15 protein-coding genes and 1 pseudogene are annotated in these 15,346 nt (G+C 37.3%); 8 read left to right on the top strand and 8 right to left on the bottom strand.

What is annotated here, in order from left to right:
- Positions 1 to 263 (top strand): annotated as a pseudogene (locus ACUVXA_RS05870) (hypothetical protein); the annotation flags it as partial.
- A gap of 60 nt (positions 264 to 323) precedes the next feature.
- On the opposite strand, the gene ACUVXA_RS05865 reads toward ACUVXA_RS05870, so the two are convergent.
- Complete coding sequence (locus tag ACUVXA_RS05865; protein WP_445870312.1) at positions 324 to 1,202, bottom strand: radical SAM protein; 879 nt, start codon at positions 1,200 to 1,202, stop codon at positions 324 to 326.
- 187 nt (positions 1,203 to 1,389) lie between these two features.
- Here ACUVXA_RS05865 and ACUVXA_RS05860 point away from each other — a divergent pair, with 187 nt between their 5' ends.
- Positions 1,390 to 2,088: an amino acid kinase family protein gene (locus tag ACUVXA_RS05860; protein ID WP_445870311.1), complete on the top strand. Its 699-nt coding sequence runs from the start codon at positions 1,390 to 1,392 to the stop codon at positions 2,086 to 2,088.
- A gap of 49 nt (positions 2,089 to 2,137) precedes the next feature.
- On the opposite strand, the gene ACUVXA_RS05855 is transcribed toward ACUVXA_RS05860, so the two are convergent.
- From ACUVXA_RS05855 to ACUVXA_RS05840, 4 genes are all read right to left on the bottom strand, one after another.
- Positions 2,138 to 2,845, bottom strand: a complete 708-nt coding sequence (locus tag ACUVXA_RS05855) for a GTP-binding protein (RefSeq protein ID WP_445870310.1) — start codon at positions 2,843 to 2,845, stop codon at positions 2,138 to 2,140.
- A 116-nt stretch (positions 2,846 to 2,961) separates the two neighbouring features.
- Positions 2,962 to 3,693, bottom strand: a complete 732-nt coding sequence (locus tag ACUVXA_RS05850) for a (5-formylfuran-3-yl)methyl phosphate synthase (protein ID WP_445870309.1) — start codon at positions 3,691 to 3,693, stop codon at positions 2,962 to 2,964.
- Between the two features lie 164 nt (positions 3,694 to 3,857).
- Positions 3,858 to 6,269, bottom strand: a complete 2,412-nt coding sequence (locus ACUVXA_RS05845) for a hypothetical protein (RefSeq protein WP_445870308.1) — start codon at positions 6,267 to 6,269, stop codon at positions 3,858 to 3,860.
- A gap of 4 nt (positions 6,270 to 6,273) precedes the next feature.
- Complete coding sequence (locus ACUVXA_RS05840; protein ID WP_445870307.1) at positions 6,274 to 9,015, bottom strand: hypothetical protein; 2,742 nt, start codon at positions 9,013 to 9,015, stop codon at positions 6,274 to 6,276.
- A gap of 188 nt (positions 9,016 to 9,203) precedes the next feature.
- On the opposite strand from ACUVXA_RS05840, the gene ACUVXA_RS05835 reads away from it, so the two are divergent.
- The 4 genes from ACUVXA_RS05835 (at position 9,204) to ACUVXA_RS05820 (ending at position 11,830) form a co-directional block, all read left to right on the top strand.
- The gene (locus ACUVXA_RS05835) at positions 9,204 to 9,602 is read left to right on the top strand and encodes a zinc ribbon domain-containing protein (RefSeq protein ID WP_445870306.1); all 399 of its coding nucleotides are present in this window, start codon (positions 9,204 to 9,206) and stop codon (positions 9,600 to 9,602) included.
- Between the two features lie 162 nt (positions 9,603 to 9,764).
- Entirely contained in the window at positions 9,765 to 10,571 is an 807-nt protein-coding gene (locus ACUVXA_RS05830; RefSeq protein WP_445870305.1) for a LysE family transporter, read from the top strand.
- Between the two features lie 129 nt (positions 10,572 to 10,700).
- Positions 10,701 to 11,282, top strand: coding sequence for an HD domain-containing protein (locus ACUVXA_RS05825; RefSeq protein ID WP_445870304.1), 582 nt, complete (start codon positions 10,701 to 10,703; stop codon positions 11,280 to 11,282).
- 119 nt (positions 11,283 to 11,401) lie between these two features.
- Positions 11,402 to 11,830 carry an NUDIX hydrolase gene (locus ACUVXA_RS05820; protein WP_445870303.1) on the top strand — a complete coding sequence of 143 codons (429 nt, stop codon included), beginning with the start codon at positions 11,402 to 11,404 and terminating at the stop codon, positions 11,828 to 11,830.
- A gap of 2 nt (positions 11,831 to 11,832) precedes the next feature.
- Here the strand turns inward: ACUVXA_RS05820 and ACUVXA_RS05815 are convergent, their stop codons facing one another.
- Positions 11,833 to 12,222 carry a DNA-binding protein gene (locus ACUVXA_RS05815; RefSeq protein WP_445870302.1) on the bottom strand — a complete coding sequence of 130 codons (390 nt, stop codon included), beginning with the start codon at positions 12,220 to 12,222 and terminating at the stop codon, positions 11,833 to 11,835.
- 252 nt (positions 12,223 to 12,474) lie between these two features.
- On the opposite strand from ACUVXA_RS05815, the gene ACUVXA_RS05810 reads away from it, so the two are divergent.
- Positions 12,475 to 13,257 (top strand): hypothetical protein, encoded by a 783-nt coding sequence (locus ACUVXA_RS05810; RefSeq protein WP_445870301.1) that lies wholly within the window; start codon positions 12,475 to 12,477, stop codon positions 13,255 to 13,257.
- A gap of 159 nt (positions 13,258 to 13,416) precedes the next feature.
- Complete coding sequence (locus ACUVXA_RS05805; protein ID WP_445870300.1) at positions 13,417 to 14,037, top strand: hypothetical protein; 621 nt, start codon at positions 13,417 to 13,419, stop codon at positions 14,035 to 14,037.
- A 208-nt stretch (positions 14,038 to 14,245) separates the two neighbouring features.
- On the opposite strand, the gene ACUVXA_RS05800 is transcribed toward ACUVXA_RS05805, so the two are convergent.
- Both ACUVXA_RS05800 and ACUVXA_RS05795 read right to left on the bottom strand, forming a co-directional pair.
- Positions 14,246 to 14,719: a hypothetical protein gene (locus ACUVXA_RS05800; RefSeq protein ID WP_445870299.1), complete on the bottom strand. Its 474-nt coding sequence runs from the start codon at positions 14,717 to 14,719 to the stop codon at positions 14,246 to 14,248.
- A gap of 2 nt (positions 14,720 to 14,721) precedes the next feature.
- Positions 14,722 to 15,177 carry a hypothetical protein gene (locus tag ACUVXA_RS05795; protein WP_445870298.1) on the bottom strand — a complete coding sequence of 152 codons (456 nt, stop codon included), beginning with the start codon at positions 15,175 to 15,177 and terminating at the stop codon, positions 14,722 to 14,724.
- Between the last annotated feature and the right edge of the window lie 169 nt (positions 15,178 to 15,346).

Genomic DNA, 15,346 nt, shown 5'->3' with positions numbered 1-15,346 from the left:
GGTCCCGGGTACCTTCAGCTAAAGATATAGATGATTTAACGGAAGCTATGCGAGTCACGTTATCCAAAACTGCGGAAGGAATGGTGCGGAAAGAAACTAAAAACGCATCAGTAAAACTAGGCGATGGAATAAATGTTGCTTTAAACAAGATGATAAGCTTAGAACTGGTTGACGTTCCGATAGTAGATGATAAAGGCAAGGTTGTGGGAGACCTTCAATTATCAGAAATCCTGAAGGTAATCTTAGAAAAGGGTATAAAATGACCCTAATAATTAAAAAATTTATTAGCCTTTTTCTTGAAACCTCTAAAATATGAGATCTATCTATAAACGTCGGTGTTTTTCCGAGCGTAGCGGTATTCTACTAGCTTTTCTTAATGCTAGATCAATTACCCGTAGTATATCTTCTTTGTCCTGTGGTAGAATTCCACCAAGAGGCAGATAGTTTGATGCATGATTACTTCTAAAAACACAATTTGTGAGCTCAAGGTTTTCGACAAGTAAACGCATTTCTTGGAGAATTTCCTGTGGGTTAAGTACTTGGAATCTTCCTTCTTGCACTTCTTTGTGTAATGGGGTTCCGGGCACCACCATTAGTGTCAGTGCTCCTACATATGGGGGGTTGATACGATTAATTACTTTAGCGGTTTCCATGGCATTTTCCCTCCACCTCTCCTTACCACCCAAACCTAGTATAATGGTCACCGATAGTGTGATACCGGAATCCATTATTCTCTTGCAGCCTTCTATGGTTTGCTCTGCACTTATTCCTTTGCGTACTCTTTTCAGAATTACATCATCACCAGACTCTACTCCTAGATAAGCGATTTTTAAACCTGCTTTGAAGAGTTTTCGAAGATCTTCTGGGGATTTTTCTAGGGCGTCGGCTGCACAGGCGTATACTCCTATTCTCTCCAGATAGGGGAAAACCGCATAAAGTAGGTTCAGTATTTCTAGTAAATCTTCAGTTCTCATACATAGAGCATTGCTGTCTAGGAGAAATACTCTTCGAACCCTTTCTCCATAGAGTGCTCGGGCTTCCAGTATATCTTCTCGTATTTCCTCTAGTGGACGGATTCCAAATTTTTTTACCAGGTTGGAGCCACAGAATGTGCATGTATTATTGGAGCAGCCTATGGATGCCTGTAAAAGAAGACTTTTTGCCTCTGAGGGGGGACGGAAAACGGGTTCGACGTACCGCAAAACTGTTCACCACTGGTTTCAAGCTATTAGAGGACCAATCAGTTTATATTTTTGTCTAAAATTTTTAAGATTCATTTAAGATTCTTAAGAGGTTAAAAATTTGTAATTATTTTAAAATCAGATTATCTCCAAGAGTGCAAACTTTATATACTATAACATTTTTTTATTAAAATATAGGACGATAAAGATGAAGTCGTTCGACTTTGTTCTTAAGATTGGTGGAAGTTTATCAAGAAGCAAATCGACCCTCAAAAACCTCTTTAAGGAACTTGCTAAGCTCGCAAAAACGCATAGACTTCTCGTTATTCCTGGGGGCGGACATTTCGCAGATAAGGTGCGCAGGATTTATCATAAATTCCATATTTCTGAGGATGTAGCCCACTGGAGTGCAATTTTTGCTATGGATCAAATGGCTTTCTTTTTCTCTGATTTTCATCCAAATATCCAGATTGTTGACGATATAGAGGAGGCTAAACAAACAGATAAAGGAGTGATTCCCGTTCTACTGCCCTCCAAAATAATGCTTGATAATGATCCACTGCCACACTCGTGGGACATCACCTCGGATTCTATCGCAGCCTATATTGCGCATTTAACAGATACTAAAAAAGTATTCATCCTTACCGATGTTGACGGAGTATTTACGGCAGATCCCAAATCCCGCCGCAAATCAAAACTGATACAAAAAATTTCAGCAGAGGCACTTGCCGAGAAAGATGTAACCACTAGTGTTGACAAAACATTCCCAGATCTGGTCTGTCAATACGGATTAGAGTGTCTAGTTCTTAACGGAAAATACCCGGAGCGATTAAGCCAAGCTTTAGAAAACAAAAGCGTAAAAGGAACCAGCATATACTGTGAAACGGTTCGAAGCGCGATAATTTAATTTAGCAGAGCCTAAAAAAGAACCTATCCCAGAGTACTCCTACAAGCTTTTAAGTCGACTCTTTTAATATTAGTTTGGGTTGATCTATTACTTTCTTTATTGCGGGAGTTAGCCAGTATATTGAGGTACGCCAGTCAACTTCCACGTAACCTCTTAGTTCGAGCCAGTTTAAGTGTTGGCGAAGAACTCTCATCTCTACATCCAAGTCCTTCATCAAGGATTGAATTCCCTTAACTTCCCCATCATGCCTCTTCATTATCCTTAAAAGATTTAACTCTTTCTGAACGGTTACTAACAGTAAAACTCTAAGGGTGTTCTCAACATTTTGACCAGTTTTAGCAGATGTGGGAATAATAGGTACCTCCAAGGGAATGTCTAAATCTTCTCTAATTTGTTTCACTTTACGTACATGGGGTAGATCCTGCTTATTTGCTGCAACCGTTATTGGAACTCCGGGTAAAAATTCTTGAACCTCCCGCCATATTGACTTCGCCTCCTGATCAGCGTTCTTATCTTGACTGTCAACCAAAAAAAGAACTCCGTCGGCTCCTTCCGATAAAACCTGGCGGAGGATTTTGAAGTGTTTTAAACCAGGGGTTCCAAATAGATGAATCCTTAGGTCTTCAATATCCGCAATACCATAGTCCAGTGCTACGGTAGTATCCTTTTTGTCTATGCTGATACTTTTACCTTTTGTTAAACTTCGAATTATTGTAGATTTTCCAGAATGGTAGCTACCGGTAACCAAGATTTTCAATGAACCGCCTCACGTGCAGTTTAGTTATATTACTTTAAGGTAAATGAAGTTTAAAAAACCTTTGTTTTCCATTAGTTGGAATGGTATAGAAGCGCTTATTGATATTATCTGTAATTTTATAGTTTCTGAGATTTTACAACACTATTTAGGATGCTTACTAGTTCCTGAACTCTTTCCCTAACAATTTTTCCTTCAAGTCTATTTGATTTTTCACAAGCCGCTCCTCTTATACCTACCACATCTGCATCCAAATTGTAGAGTGTAGGGATATCTTCTTTTTTAAGGGAGCCTGCGAGTGCAACCATAACATTTCTTTCGTGTCCGTCCTGGACAAAGTTTTCGATTCTTTTTAAGGCCCATAAATCGAGCAGCCCTGTTCCATCTTTGATTGCTGTGTCAATCATTGCAACATCTGCCCCTGCCTCAGAAGTCACTTGTGGAATCAGAAACGGATCTATAGAGTTTATGCGGTGAGCGTCCGCATATCCCGCTATTACAACTTTGATTCTAGGATCATACTCCTTAACACTTCGAACAACATGCTTTGAAAGGTGTAGAGCGTCCTCAAATATTTTTGCACCAAATAGTCCCACTTTCACATAATCAGCGCCACTTGCAGCTGCCCCCAGAGCCGCTAATGAAGCCATTCCAGGATTATTGGGAAAGTCTCCAATGGCAGCACTCACTTCAAGTTTTTTAGGGGTTATTTCCCTTATTCGCCGGATTACCCAAGGAAAATTAGCTCCCAAAGAACCCTCTAAAGGATTCTTTACATCGATTATGTCAGCACCGCCCGCTATAGCTTCTAAGGCTTCTTCTACGTCTTTAGGACTAATAAGCAGTTTCAAATAAATCACCCATGGGAGGTCTCTAGTTAATGTTATTTATTTTTTAGTAACTGAAACAACTTTTAAGCTTTCTTCTCGACTAAATGTTAAACAATAATTGGTTAGATTCTTATATCATTTCATTATTGATTAGGAAAAATGAGAGAAAAAATAGTTTATAATTTTTATCTTTTTAATCTTCTTGAATAAGATAAGACGTCATTATAGACCTTTCCGATCTGTTCAGCTATTGCCGGTGCTAGATATCTTTCCACATCGCCTTCCATAAGAGTGCTGGGAGTTATTTTTGAGGATAATTTACCTTCTCTCTGTAGATCAGCGAGCATATTTTTTATCAATCTTACTGCTTCATCGTAGGTTATTTTTTCAACTTCTTGGCGTTTAAAGGTACTGTATATGGTGTTTATGGACAGGTAGTAGAATTTGGCTAGAGCTTCTAGGTTTCCCAGAGAGAGGGGTGTAATTGTTCCGTGGTTCGGGCAGTAATCATTCTCCACTTCATTAGCACAAACCGGACACACATTTTTTCCAGTTTCAGTACGCAAATAGAAGAGTAACGTGGCCGCGGTTCTGCGATCATCGGTTTCATTCCATTCTAGTTGGGCTAACTCTACACCGCTAACTGCTCTCATGGCTACGTTTACCTTTTTCTCAATGAGGCCTATTGGCTCAATTCTTTCGAATCTTTCCATTCTTGCAAGTTCCTTTTTCTTCTCCTCTTTCTCCTTTGCCATATCTATACGTTTCCTTTTTTCTTCCTGTATTTCATTATAGCGCTGTGTAATATCGAAAGCGGTGGCGTAGCTTTCTGGTGGAATTTTATCTATTTTGAGAGGTTTCTCGACAATACCTAGAAAGGTGGGACTTGGAGATTTTCTCAATTCTTGGATTGCTTCTTTTAGAGACTTACTACTTGTACGAGCCCATATTAAACCATTTATTTGGGAGGTTGTGAGATGGGGGAATATTTCCTTTAACTCTTTTTGACGCAGCATTATCAAATCGAAGAAAAGCTCCTCTTTTGAGGCTTTAAGATTCGGTTCGGACTCTTCTAAGACAGTCTTGTAGATGATCCCGAAACGCTCAATATCTTTTCTTAGTCTATCATAGATTTCAACTACACGGCTCAAGTGTGTGAACGAGTCTGAAATTAGCTTATAGTAGGCGTCATCATTAACTCGTCGCACAAATTCCTCTATCTGACTCATCGCCATTAATTCTCTAATATTCGTAATATTGAGGGCTTTGAGTATGGTGTTAACCTTTTGCTCCACTTCAAGAAGTTCCTTTAGTTCTTCGGGTGGTGGAAGCATCATATACTTCTTAAGCTCTCGCAACACAATATCATCTATACCGCTTAACTCGCTGGCGGGTTTTGTGTAGGTCCATAATGAGATTTTACCTTCATGAACCTTGTAACCCTGCCCTTTTAGACGTGGAATAACGTTTTTTACTAACGTGTTTCTTATTCTGAGGAGTCTTGCAATTCTCTCTATCGCATACTTGAAATCTTCAACTCCAATATTGATCTCTTCTAGTTTATTGGTCAATTTATCAACAGGAAGTGTGAGCGAGGAGCATAGAGCATACCAATCATCAAATCCTTGCTGTTTCATACGATGTTCAATATCTTCCCGAGTTTCATCTAATAAATACATGAGGAAAGATTCCAGTAAAATAGGCTCACTAGCATGCTTTAATACTTCATTTGTAATAATTTTTCTACTCATCCCGTATAGATCGCTTATTTTTGTTTTTTTAGTATCATAATCATCAAAAAGTTTCAAGAGTTCTAGTTTTAATTTGCATACATCAATGTAAGCCTTAAGATTCAAGTCTTTTTGTGGCATATTCTGCAGCAAATTCTCTGTTATGACTGAAGAGGTATATTCTAAATTCTCAACATCACTTGTTAGGCTTTCAAGATCCACCATTTCTTCTATTTTTTGTTTTAATTCTTTGTAGGTGGATATTTCGATGCATTCCTCATCATGTGAACTTTTAATATCTTCTTCAAGTTCTATGGGCTTGGGTTTAAATCCGTATGCTAGTTTAATTTTCTTCGCTCTAATCGGTGGGGCGATATAGTTTATGTTTCCTAAAAAGTCGACAAAATGTGTTTTAGGGTAGCTAGTATATATTTTTACCAATTTGTCTTGAATCAATTTCTGAATTTTATCTTTAGATTTACCCTTAAGCCTCATTTCAGCGGCTTCAAACTGAATTTCTATCTGTTGCCTAAGAAGCTCTCTTTCTTTTTGGAAGGAATCAGTCAAAAGAGTGTCAACTTCTTCATAGAGTTCGTCCCACTGTTTTTTAGCTATCCCTCCTTGTTCTTCCGGAGCAGCCCCCTCTCCTGAAGCTAAATTAATAGTGTGCACTCCACGATAGTGATAAATATAAGATACCGCTGCCGCCTTAACAAAGTCGGAGAAATTGGCCCTCTCTCCTACGATTGAGATTAAATGTTTTTGTTCTGGTTCAGATTTTAATCGTATTGCTAGAGCTTGTCTTATGATAAATTCTTGAGCTACTTCCCGTAGCACCATTCGTTGTGAAGCCAACCAATCAGACATTCCATCACTCTCCAGTTTTTCCATGTGTTTTTAGCCAATTATTCCCAATTGAAAGCCTAATTCTCCCAGGAGTGGCATAATCGTATATGGCAAGATATTCTAAGCTCGGATCATCCTTATTCCTAAGGTAGAGTCTTGTGGGTCGGGTTAAAAGGCTACTAAAAGCTTTAAGATAGGTATATTCTAAGTAGTCAAACAATCCTTCTAGAAAAATAGTTGGTGGTCTGGATTTAATATCTAAGATACTCATAGAATTCATAAATGAGCTAATTTCAGTTTTAAAGAGCTTGGAAGTGTCTTTACTCAAGTTCAATAGATTCGAATAAGTTGCCATAACAGCATTTATGGCTTCCATTAAAATTTCAAGTCGCGCTATTTCGGAACTATACTCATTAATCTCATTCTCCAGTGATCTCAAATCATTTAAGAGTTGATTATATGCAGATTGAAGACCAGTAATCTCCTCATTTATTTGAGCTAATTGATTCTCTAGCATCTTTACGTCGGTAGCCATTTTTTGAATTTCGGTGTTTAATTTATCGATTGAAGAACGAATATTATCGGTTTGTATTTTCAACTCGTTTTCGCTTCTCCCCCCTACAACTGCGGCTTTCAAGTCCCTAAGCCTTTGTATTTCTGTTTCTATTTTCTCAATTAATAATTTTTTAGCCTCTACTTCTTCACGGAGCCTCAGCGGTGTTTCTCGTTTTAATCTTACTTCATCTTCAATCTTCGTTTTAATGCTAGCTTTAGCGTCTATCTCACTTTTTACCACTTTAACCTGTTGCTCCACACCGTACATCCGGTTTCTTACTTCCTCTATTTTGTTATTCCACTGTTGGATTTCATACAGAATACCCTGAACCACATTCCTCAGATTATTAAGAGGGGCGTACTCACCGATTCCCTTTCCTCTCCTGTCACTAATGAAATTCACGAAGCTTTTGATCAATTTAAAGGGTGTTAATGTTTTTTCTTCCATTTCTTCTTTAAAACCAGAGATCCATTCATGAGCTAATTCTTTCCACTGAGGAAATTCTTCAAACTCTGGTTCAATATAGCCTGAAAAGGCGTCAGCAAAATCTTCACTCGTAAGCTTATCCTGACTCTTTTTTATAAATTTAGGAAGCACATCGTAACTCAAGATATAATCTGCAAGCCCAGGAACTATCTCAGTCATTCTATTAATTATATATTCACTGGTATTTTTCAAAAAGGCTTGCTCATCAGGTCCCAATTTTTCCATAACATTTTTGACCGCAATTTCTAAGAGTTTGGTAGGAGTCATTATACTGTTTCTATCTCCGAATTTCACCGCAGTATTAATAATATCACTTTTAACCGATTCTCTAAGATTGTCCACTGACCAGCCCATGGAACCAACCAGCGCGTACTTGCCCTCTATCTCATTTTCAAGCAATATCTTAAACTGATCAATATATTTTCTCATGAGTTCTGTTTGTTCATCTTTCTTTAAATTCTCAAAAAAGCTTTCTAAAATTTGCTCTGCCAACTCTTTTTCACACTTGGTTGCTAAGAAAGCAGATAATGCGTGATCAAAAACACCGAGTGCTCTTCTAGAATGAGCCATAAAGTATGCCAGATCACCCCTAAATTCCCATGCCCAAAATTCCCGATCCTGTTCCCCATATTCTAATAGGAGATACTCCTGAAAAGAATTAGCTAAAGAACCCATAAGGGGATTTACTTCAGCTGAATCTTCAGCAATAATTTTTTCAAAGCCTTTTAGGTGACCGTCTAACTTAGATTTAATTCCACACTGTATAAGGGTGTTTCCTTTGTCTTCAAAATTATTAAGAATTTCACTACAATTTATAAGAAATTCTTTTTCCTCTTCTAGTAACCATTGAGGCTCTTGATCAGAAGCGTTAGCTAGCCTTTTTTTAAAAGCTTCAACCAAGGCCTCAACAACATTTTTTTCTACGATCTCAATGGTGTAATCGTTAATGAGCGAAAGAATCTCTCTTCCTAATGCTCCCACATCACTTGTCAAAGTTTTAAGGGAAGTATTGGTAAATATCATACTTTGAAGATGCTCAAGTAAAGCCTCCTCTGATGCGACAATATCTTGGATATTTACATTATCAATAGTAGCCATGAAACCTGGGGGCCTTAATGAATAATCTATTTCGAAGTCTCCAGTAACGACTGTATCAATGTCAATCCCGAGATGCCTAATAAAATCTCTACCATACTTTTCACGATACTTCTTCTGGGTCACTTCACCATGAACACGTTTTGTGAAACGGTCCACATATTTTTCCATAACGCTGGCGCCCTCTGATTTCATATTTAAATCTGATACGGAACACGCTTCTTCAATGTCACTTAGCTTTCTGTTTAATTCATCAGCCAGCTCGATTGATCGAAATACATCCACCAAGCCTTTTTCTTGCTCTAAAATAACTAAGAAGTTTGAATTTTCGTCATAGGATCCCACTGTTAATAACAATACCTCAGGTAGAGTACCAACTTTAACCATTCGTGAAAGTTCAAACTCTACTGCTCTAAGTTCAACTCCACTTTCTTCTCCAATTAAATGATTTAACTTATGTATTAGTTGCCCAATATTTGAAGCTAACATCTTAGCTCTGGCAAGAGAAACCGATTCCGGTCCCACAAGAGAGCCAAAAGAACCAGTACTGTTTGAGGTATGTCCGAACACAGAAACAACAGCCTTCTTCAAGGCTTCCGCGGTACTCGGTGCTGCTTCTCTACGCGCCATAGTTAACCCTCAATTATTAAAACGTCTTTAAATTAAAATATATCTCCAAGAATTATTTAATATTTCTTACCAGCAACTGTTAAATAATTATCCCATTAAGCAGCTGGTTTTTCAATATTAGCCTTACTTGCTCAAAACGAAAGAATCTTAAATCCATATTATATAATCATAAATTATAGGTGTTAAAGATGGCCAACTCACTACTAATAGTATTCGGAATCATATTATTTGCACTCGGCTTATTCACAATTCTATTAGCTTTTGCGTTTCAAAATTTTGCTATAATAGCTGTTGCAATTGTCATCTTTATTATCAGCATAGTAAGTATTGTTTGGGGCTCAGTTAAAAAAGAAGAAAAAACACCACCTACACCCCCTAAGGCAAAAACAACAATCAAGATAGAAAGGCCAGAGGCAGAAGCCGAAGTTCCAGTAAAAAGCGGGGAATTGAAAACACTGAGATACAAGCCCATTAAACCTACAAAAGCCACAATACTGCCACCTAATACCATTTACTGTCAATACTGCGGAAAACAGATACCAAAGGATAGTGTGTTCTGTCCAAACTGTGGAGCCTCATTAGAATAAAACTTCAATCAGAATTCCATTGCTTGGAAAGTGCATAAAGTAAATAATTATTTCATAAGGTTAATTTTTAGCTATTAACAGTGTCTTTAAACATCTTCCTAGTTTTTCGAAATACTTATATGGCAACCTTATTTCACGTCTCCTAAAAGGTAGGGCGTAGAATTGCTTTTGGAGCTTTTACTACTGTTTAGTATGAGTTTTGTCATTGGCCTTTCAGGAGCCCTCACACCGGGTCCCCTACTTGTTGTTACAATAAATAAATCTCTAGAGGCTGGTTTCAAGAAAGGAGGAACCACAGTTTTTGGTCATTTAATTGTAGAAGCCCCCCTGATTCTTTTACTGTGTCTCGGGTTAGGCACAGTTTTGGATCAAGAATGGTTGAAAATGGCGATAGCTATTATCGGAGGCCTCGGCTTAATCCTCCTAGGCGGGTACACGGTATACTCAGTGTGGAAGAAAAAGATTAACTTTCCGCTAAACACAGTTAGAGGAAAAAATTTGGAGAGTACGCTAACATTTGAAAATCCAAATGATAATGTTAAAGAAAAGAATTGGAGACTAAGTATACTTAATAATTCTGTGGTTATGGGTATAACAGCAACTGCTTCGAATCCATTCTATTGGATCTGGTGGATTACGATAGGTGCAGCCATTTTTCAGTACGCCCCCACTCTTGCAGGGATTACCAGTAATTATTTTTACTTGATGCTTGGAAGCTATGCTAGTGTGTTTTACCAAAGTGGATTCGATTTGGGATATTTGATTATCGGCTCGGTGGCGCTAGGTTGGATTTTCCTAACAGTTGGCCATTTTTCCAGCGACTTGGTTTGGTATACCGCGGTTTCATTTATGGTTGCTAGGGGTAGAGTTTTACTAAATCAGAAAAAATACGAGATAATTATCGCAGCTTGTGGATTAGCGTTACTAATTCTTGGGGCATGGTTTCTTATGAGCCCCGTTTTAGGATAATAATAATCAAGAGAACAGTTCATACTTTTAGTAAGGTTATTAACCTAAATATTAGAGAGAAGATTCTCAAAAAACTAGATATGTTTTCTTCAGAAATGATTTTCTATTTAAGGCTTAGAGTGGATTTATATGAATTGGGAAAAAGTTGTTAGGAATAATATTAAAAAGATTTTGTCCGGGGAAAGTGGCCATGATTATGAGCACACTTTAAGGGTTTATGATCTATGTATTAAGCTTGGAAAGCTTGAAGGAGCGGATGTTGAAGTTCTTAAAGCAGCATCTCTTTTACATGATATTGCTCGTCCAGTTGAAGAATCTATAGGTGTTTCACACTCAATAAAGGGTGCAGAGATCGCGAGGAACATTCTGAAAGAAACAGATTTTCCAAAAAATAAAATCGAGAAGGTGTGCAGAGTAATTAGAACCCACAGATTTACAGAAGGAATAGAACCCCAGGAGACAGAAGAAAAGATTATGCGAGATGCGGACAGACTAGATGCGTTAGGAGCTATTGGAATTGCCAGGGCATTCATTTTTGGAGGCAAAAATGGTCGAAGTTTAACCGAATCAGTCAAGCACTTTCACGATAAACTCCTCAAATTGAAGGATAAGATGTATACTAAGAGTACGTATGACATGGCTGTTGAACGCCACAAATTTATGGAACAGTTTTTGGATAGATTACAAAAAGAAATAGTGGGAGAAGCATAAAATCTTATAATTATTTTTAATTTAGGAGTGAAAAGTTTTATACAACTATATAAAAAGAAATAAAAGTGGGTTTCAAAAAATAATCACTGTAATTTGTTACCATTGTTTAGGTGTTGCTAATGCCCAAAGAATATCCAGATAGACCCCTATTAGGAGTAGGCTCCGTTATTGTTTCTGACGGAAAAGTTGTGCTTATTAGAAGAGGAAGCGATCCGGATTATGGATTATGGTCTATTCCTGGAGGTCTAGTTGAGGAGGGGGAGTCGCTTAGAGAAGCTGTTGCCAGAGAGACACTTGAAGAAACTGGTATCGTGGTGGAGGTTAAAGAGCCTTTAGAGATTCTGGATAGGATTGTTTACGATGAGGGAGGACAAGTTAAGTACCATTTTGTTATTATAGATTATCGTGCAGACCCGATAGAAGGTGTGCTAAAAGAGAGTTCTGATGCCATTGAAGCAAGATACGTGAAATTAGAGGACTTGAAAAATTATGAAATAACAGAGACTGTGAAAAATTTGCTGAGAAGTGTGGGATTAATGAGAGATTAGTATCAGTCCTTAATCAGGCTCTTTAGCTTTTCTTCAATATCGATGGCGTGGTCGTCTCCTCTTCTCTTAATCATTATACGGGGTTCAACACCCTCTAGTTTTCGCTCAATTCTCATTATGTCGATTTTGTCCAATTTTCTTTGAAGCTTCCTATATGCTACCAGAACAATTATAGCGTCCTCTATTTGTTCCACGATTTTAGGTTTGGTTTTTCTTAAGTTCCCAAGATAGTTTAGAGCATCAGGAAGCAATATATATCTTAGAACCATTTCCTTCTTTTCTGCTAGCTCATTCACAGCCTCTTGTTTATTTTCTTGTTGCTTTTCCGCCATCTTCTGCATTAGTTCCATCATTTTTCTGTGTTTGATAGCTTCAAGTTCGTCGTCAGACATTTTTCCTTGTCTCCATACGAAGCAAAGAGGTGTAGGTAATTATGTTTTTTGGTAGATTTAAACACTATTTGGAAATTAGTAGATAACAATCGGAGGACAATCAGAAAATAGCTAATTTTTGCCACATTAATCAAACTTTTTAAGTGGTTCAACATATTAGAACATAAAAAACATATGCAAATAGAATTTTAAAAGCCTGCCATTCTTATTAACAGATAGATTTGATAATAAAAAAGGCTGGTGAGTTCCACTTTGAGCAGAGAAGAGTACACTATTAAAATAAAAAAAATTGATGATATAAATGAAGTACTCTATCTAATAGAGTCACTTTATGCTAGTGGGGCCAGAATAATTAATTTAGAAATGGAAACACCAGCCACCGCTGAACAGTTTGAAAAAATCCAGGAATTAATTCTTTCACTGCCCGGCTACGAGGTAACAGTTAAAACACCTAAGAGTATATCGCTTCAAGATATTATGGAAATGAGCCATAAATCTATTTTGGAAACAATTAGTAACTCAGTCCTTCATCTAATGGTGAATATTATAGAATCAATTGAGTCATTCGACCTAGCAAAAGCGGAAGCCGTAGAATTAGCTCATGATAATGTTCATAGGTACTGTCAGAGATTTCGCAGACAAGCCCATAGTAGACCCACAAAAAACGTAAAAGAACTTCTTAACAGCACTTCGTACGTGTCAAGTCTAGAAAATATAGCAAATTACCTTTCGTATATAGCCCATTCTTTGAGTCAGCAAACACTTCCCTCAGATACCGCAAGGCAAGTACTAAAAGTACTGATTCCTCTTAAGGAATTTATGAGTAAAACTATCCAAAGCTTTTTAACTAAAAATGTGGATAAGGTGCAATCCGTCCTCAGAGGGGAAAGTATGATAAGAAAGGAAATCGAAAAACTTCTAAAAGAAATACTCAATTATCCCGATAGGACGATGAGACTTATTATTGAGAGCATACTAATACACTCACTTGAAGTATTAAATAATCTCCATAGAATTTTAATAAATATTAGTTAATAACGGTTGAGAGACTTCAATTAAATTTAAATTACGGGTAATTATTAAAGAAGTTAAAAATATGCCCATAATTTTGTTGTTAATTATTATTTTGTAGCTTACTCAAAACTTTTAAGTGGTTTTGAGAACTTATTATTATTTAAGTGAGAGGTGTAAAATTTGAGCCAAAAGGAAAAGGAAAAAGCTCAAAACCCATCATCGGGAAGTAACCCAGGATCCCCCGACTTGAAGGCTAAAACAGCCTCCGCCGCTGCAGCTATACCCAAAGGTGCTTCTAGAGAAGAAGAAATATCTATGCTCCGCATGATGGTTAATATATTAGAAGATAGCGTTAACACTATGCTCAGAATAGAAAAAACACTGAACGAAAGACTGGTTTCGGTAGAGAGAAGATTAGCCGAAACAGAAAAAAGACTCTCAGATCGCATTGGAAGCATTGGAATCTCCGGCTCAGAAAAACTAGAAGAAACGCTAGGCAAGGCAGTAAATGACATGCAAAAGGGAATGGAGATAATGGTGCTCCAAAATATGGTGGAAAAGGTGGAGGAACTTGCAGCTCAGGTTAGAGGCCAACCCCTGCCAGAGAAAAAGAAACCAGCAGAAGAGAAGAAAGAGGAAAAATACGTTCCGAGATCTCAAAGAAGAGAAAAAGAGTGGGAAAGGGAAGAAAGGGAATTTAGAGATCGGTCAAAAGATAAGGCAGAGTTTAGAGAAACACCAAGAGAGGAAGGAGAAGACCGACTAGTTCGCCCTTCAGACTTGTTCGGCAGAGGCTACTGAGCAAAGGTTTAAATTAAAAAAATTTTCAATCATCATATACTAAACTAAAAAATCCCGAAAATCAGAAAAGTTCAGTGACTCTTCCACTCACAATCTTTTAATTAGGTATAGAACAATATATTAGAAATATAGAATTCGGGCAAGATGCGCTGGTTTCACCTAAGCTTTACGATTTTATAAAGGATTAAATTAAAAAAACTTATTGAAGCTACCATTTAGTTTCTTGTTTTTGTTTCTCATAACGCGGTTGTTGCTGCTGTGATTGCATCTGGGCATCAATTTCAGTCTGCAGGTATTGCACCGCATCCAAAAATCTATTCAGTACAATTAACATTTGGACACTCCAAATGGCATCCTGCACGTTTCCAAGAGTGATTTTGTGAGCCTTAATGGTTTCTTCACGCATTTTTTCAATATTTATTTCCTGTATTTTACGTATTTCGTTGAGCACAGTTGTGGTCTGTTCATTTAGATGTTGTATGGTCTTTGTTCTCTCTGAGCGAACGGTATTCGTCAGTTCCACAACCATTTGAATCATATTTGTAATATTTTCTGTAAAGAATTCTGTAAATTTTTGAATTTTATTTGTATAATTTTCAATTAGAGTGGTCACATTATCAATTTTTGAATAAATGTCGTTAAGAGCTTGTGTAACTAGTGGTATTATTGCCTCTGAAGACATTTTTAGTAACCTCCCTCGTCTGGTGGTAGCTCCATTTTTACTTGCTGGGAACCGGTGGCTACTGTCAGAATTTTAAGTGAAGCCTGAACAAGTTCTCTCATCATTGGTCGTAGCTTCTGAGGATCTAATTCAGCATATACAAGCTTTAGAATTTCTTCTACAGCTTCTTTGGATTTGGTAAAGGTTTCTAGTTTTAGAATGTCTTTTAAATTAGCTATCTCAAAGGTGAAAGTGTTGAGAAGAGTATCGACTTGGTCAGCAAAGATTTCTTCTTCTTCTCTTATTGCTCGGGTTAGAGTTTCCAGAGTTTGGGTTAATTGGGTGATGCTTTTTTCCACATTGTCCATTAATCCGGATAGTAGATCATAGTTCTGCTGCATTACGTTCAGAGAATCGTCTAATTTCATGGAGATATTTTTGAATTGAAAGACGAATTTTGAAGCAGTATCTTCGGCCAATTATTTACACCTGCTCTTCCTTTAGAGAATAAATGGATTTATAGGAATAAAAAACTTCCTAGTTTAAAATAATGATATTTTAAAATTAATAAAATCAATTTAACAGTAGTTTGGTGGTTCTGGTGCCAAATACGGTTGGTAAGGTTAATTTGTGGGTCACGCCATTCTC

Source organism: Candidatus Jordarchaeum sp. (assembly GCF_052745115.1).
This window is presented reverse-complemented; position numbering and strand designations above follow the sequence as displayed.

What these genes read in the sequence shown, in the direction of transcription:
- ACUVXA_RS05860 (WP_445870311.1), top strand. Translation starts at nt 1,390, where the DNA reads ATGAAGTCGTTCGACTTTGTTCTTAAGATTGGTGGAAGTTTATCAAGA.
- ACUVXA_RS05845 (WP_445870308.1), bottom strand. Translation starts at nt 6,269, where the DNA reads ATGTCTGATTGGTTGGCTTCACAACGAATGGTGCTACGGGAAGTAGCT.
- ACUVXA_RS05815 (WP_445870302.1), bottom strand. Translation starts at nt 12,222, where the DNA reads ATGTCTGACGACGAACTTGAAGCTATCAAACACAGAAAAATGATGGAA.
- ACUVXA_RS05800 (WP_445870299.1), bottom strand. Translation starts at nt 14,719, where the DNA reads ATGTCTTCAGAGGCAATAATACCACTAGTTACACAAGCTCTTAACGAC.
- ACUVXA_RS05825 (WP_445870304.1), top strand. Translation starts at nt 10,701, where the DNA reads ATGAATTGGGAAAAAGTTGTTAGGAATAATATTAAAAAGATTTTGTCC.
- ACUVXA_RS05820 (WP_445870303.1), top strand. Translation starts at nt 11,402, where the DNA reads ATGCCCAAAGAATATCCAGATAGACCCCTATTAGGAGTAGGCTCCGTT.
- ACUVXA_RS05840 (WP_445870307.1), bottom strand. Translation starts at nt 9,015, where the DNA reads ATGGCGCGTAGAGAAGCAGCACCGAGTACCGCGGAAGCCTTGAAGAAG.
- ACUVXA_RS05835 (WP_445870306.1), top strand. Translation starts at nt 9,204, where the DNA reads ATGGCCAACTCACTACTAATAGTATTCGGAATCATATTATTTGCACTC.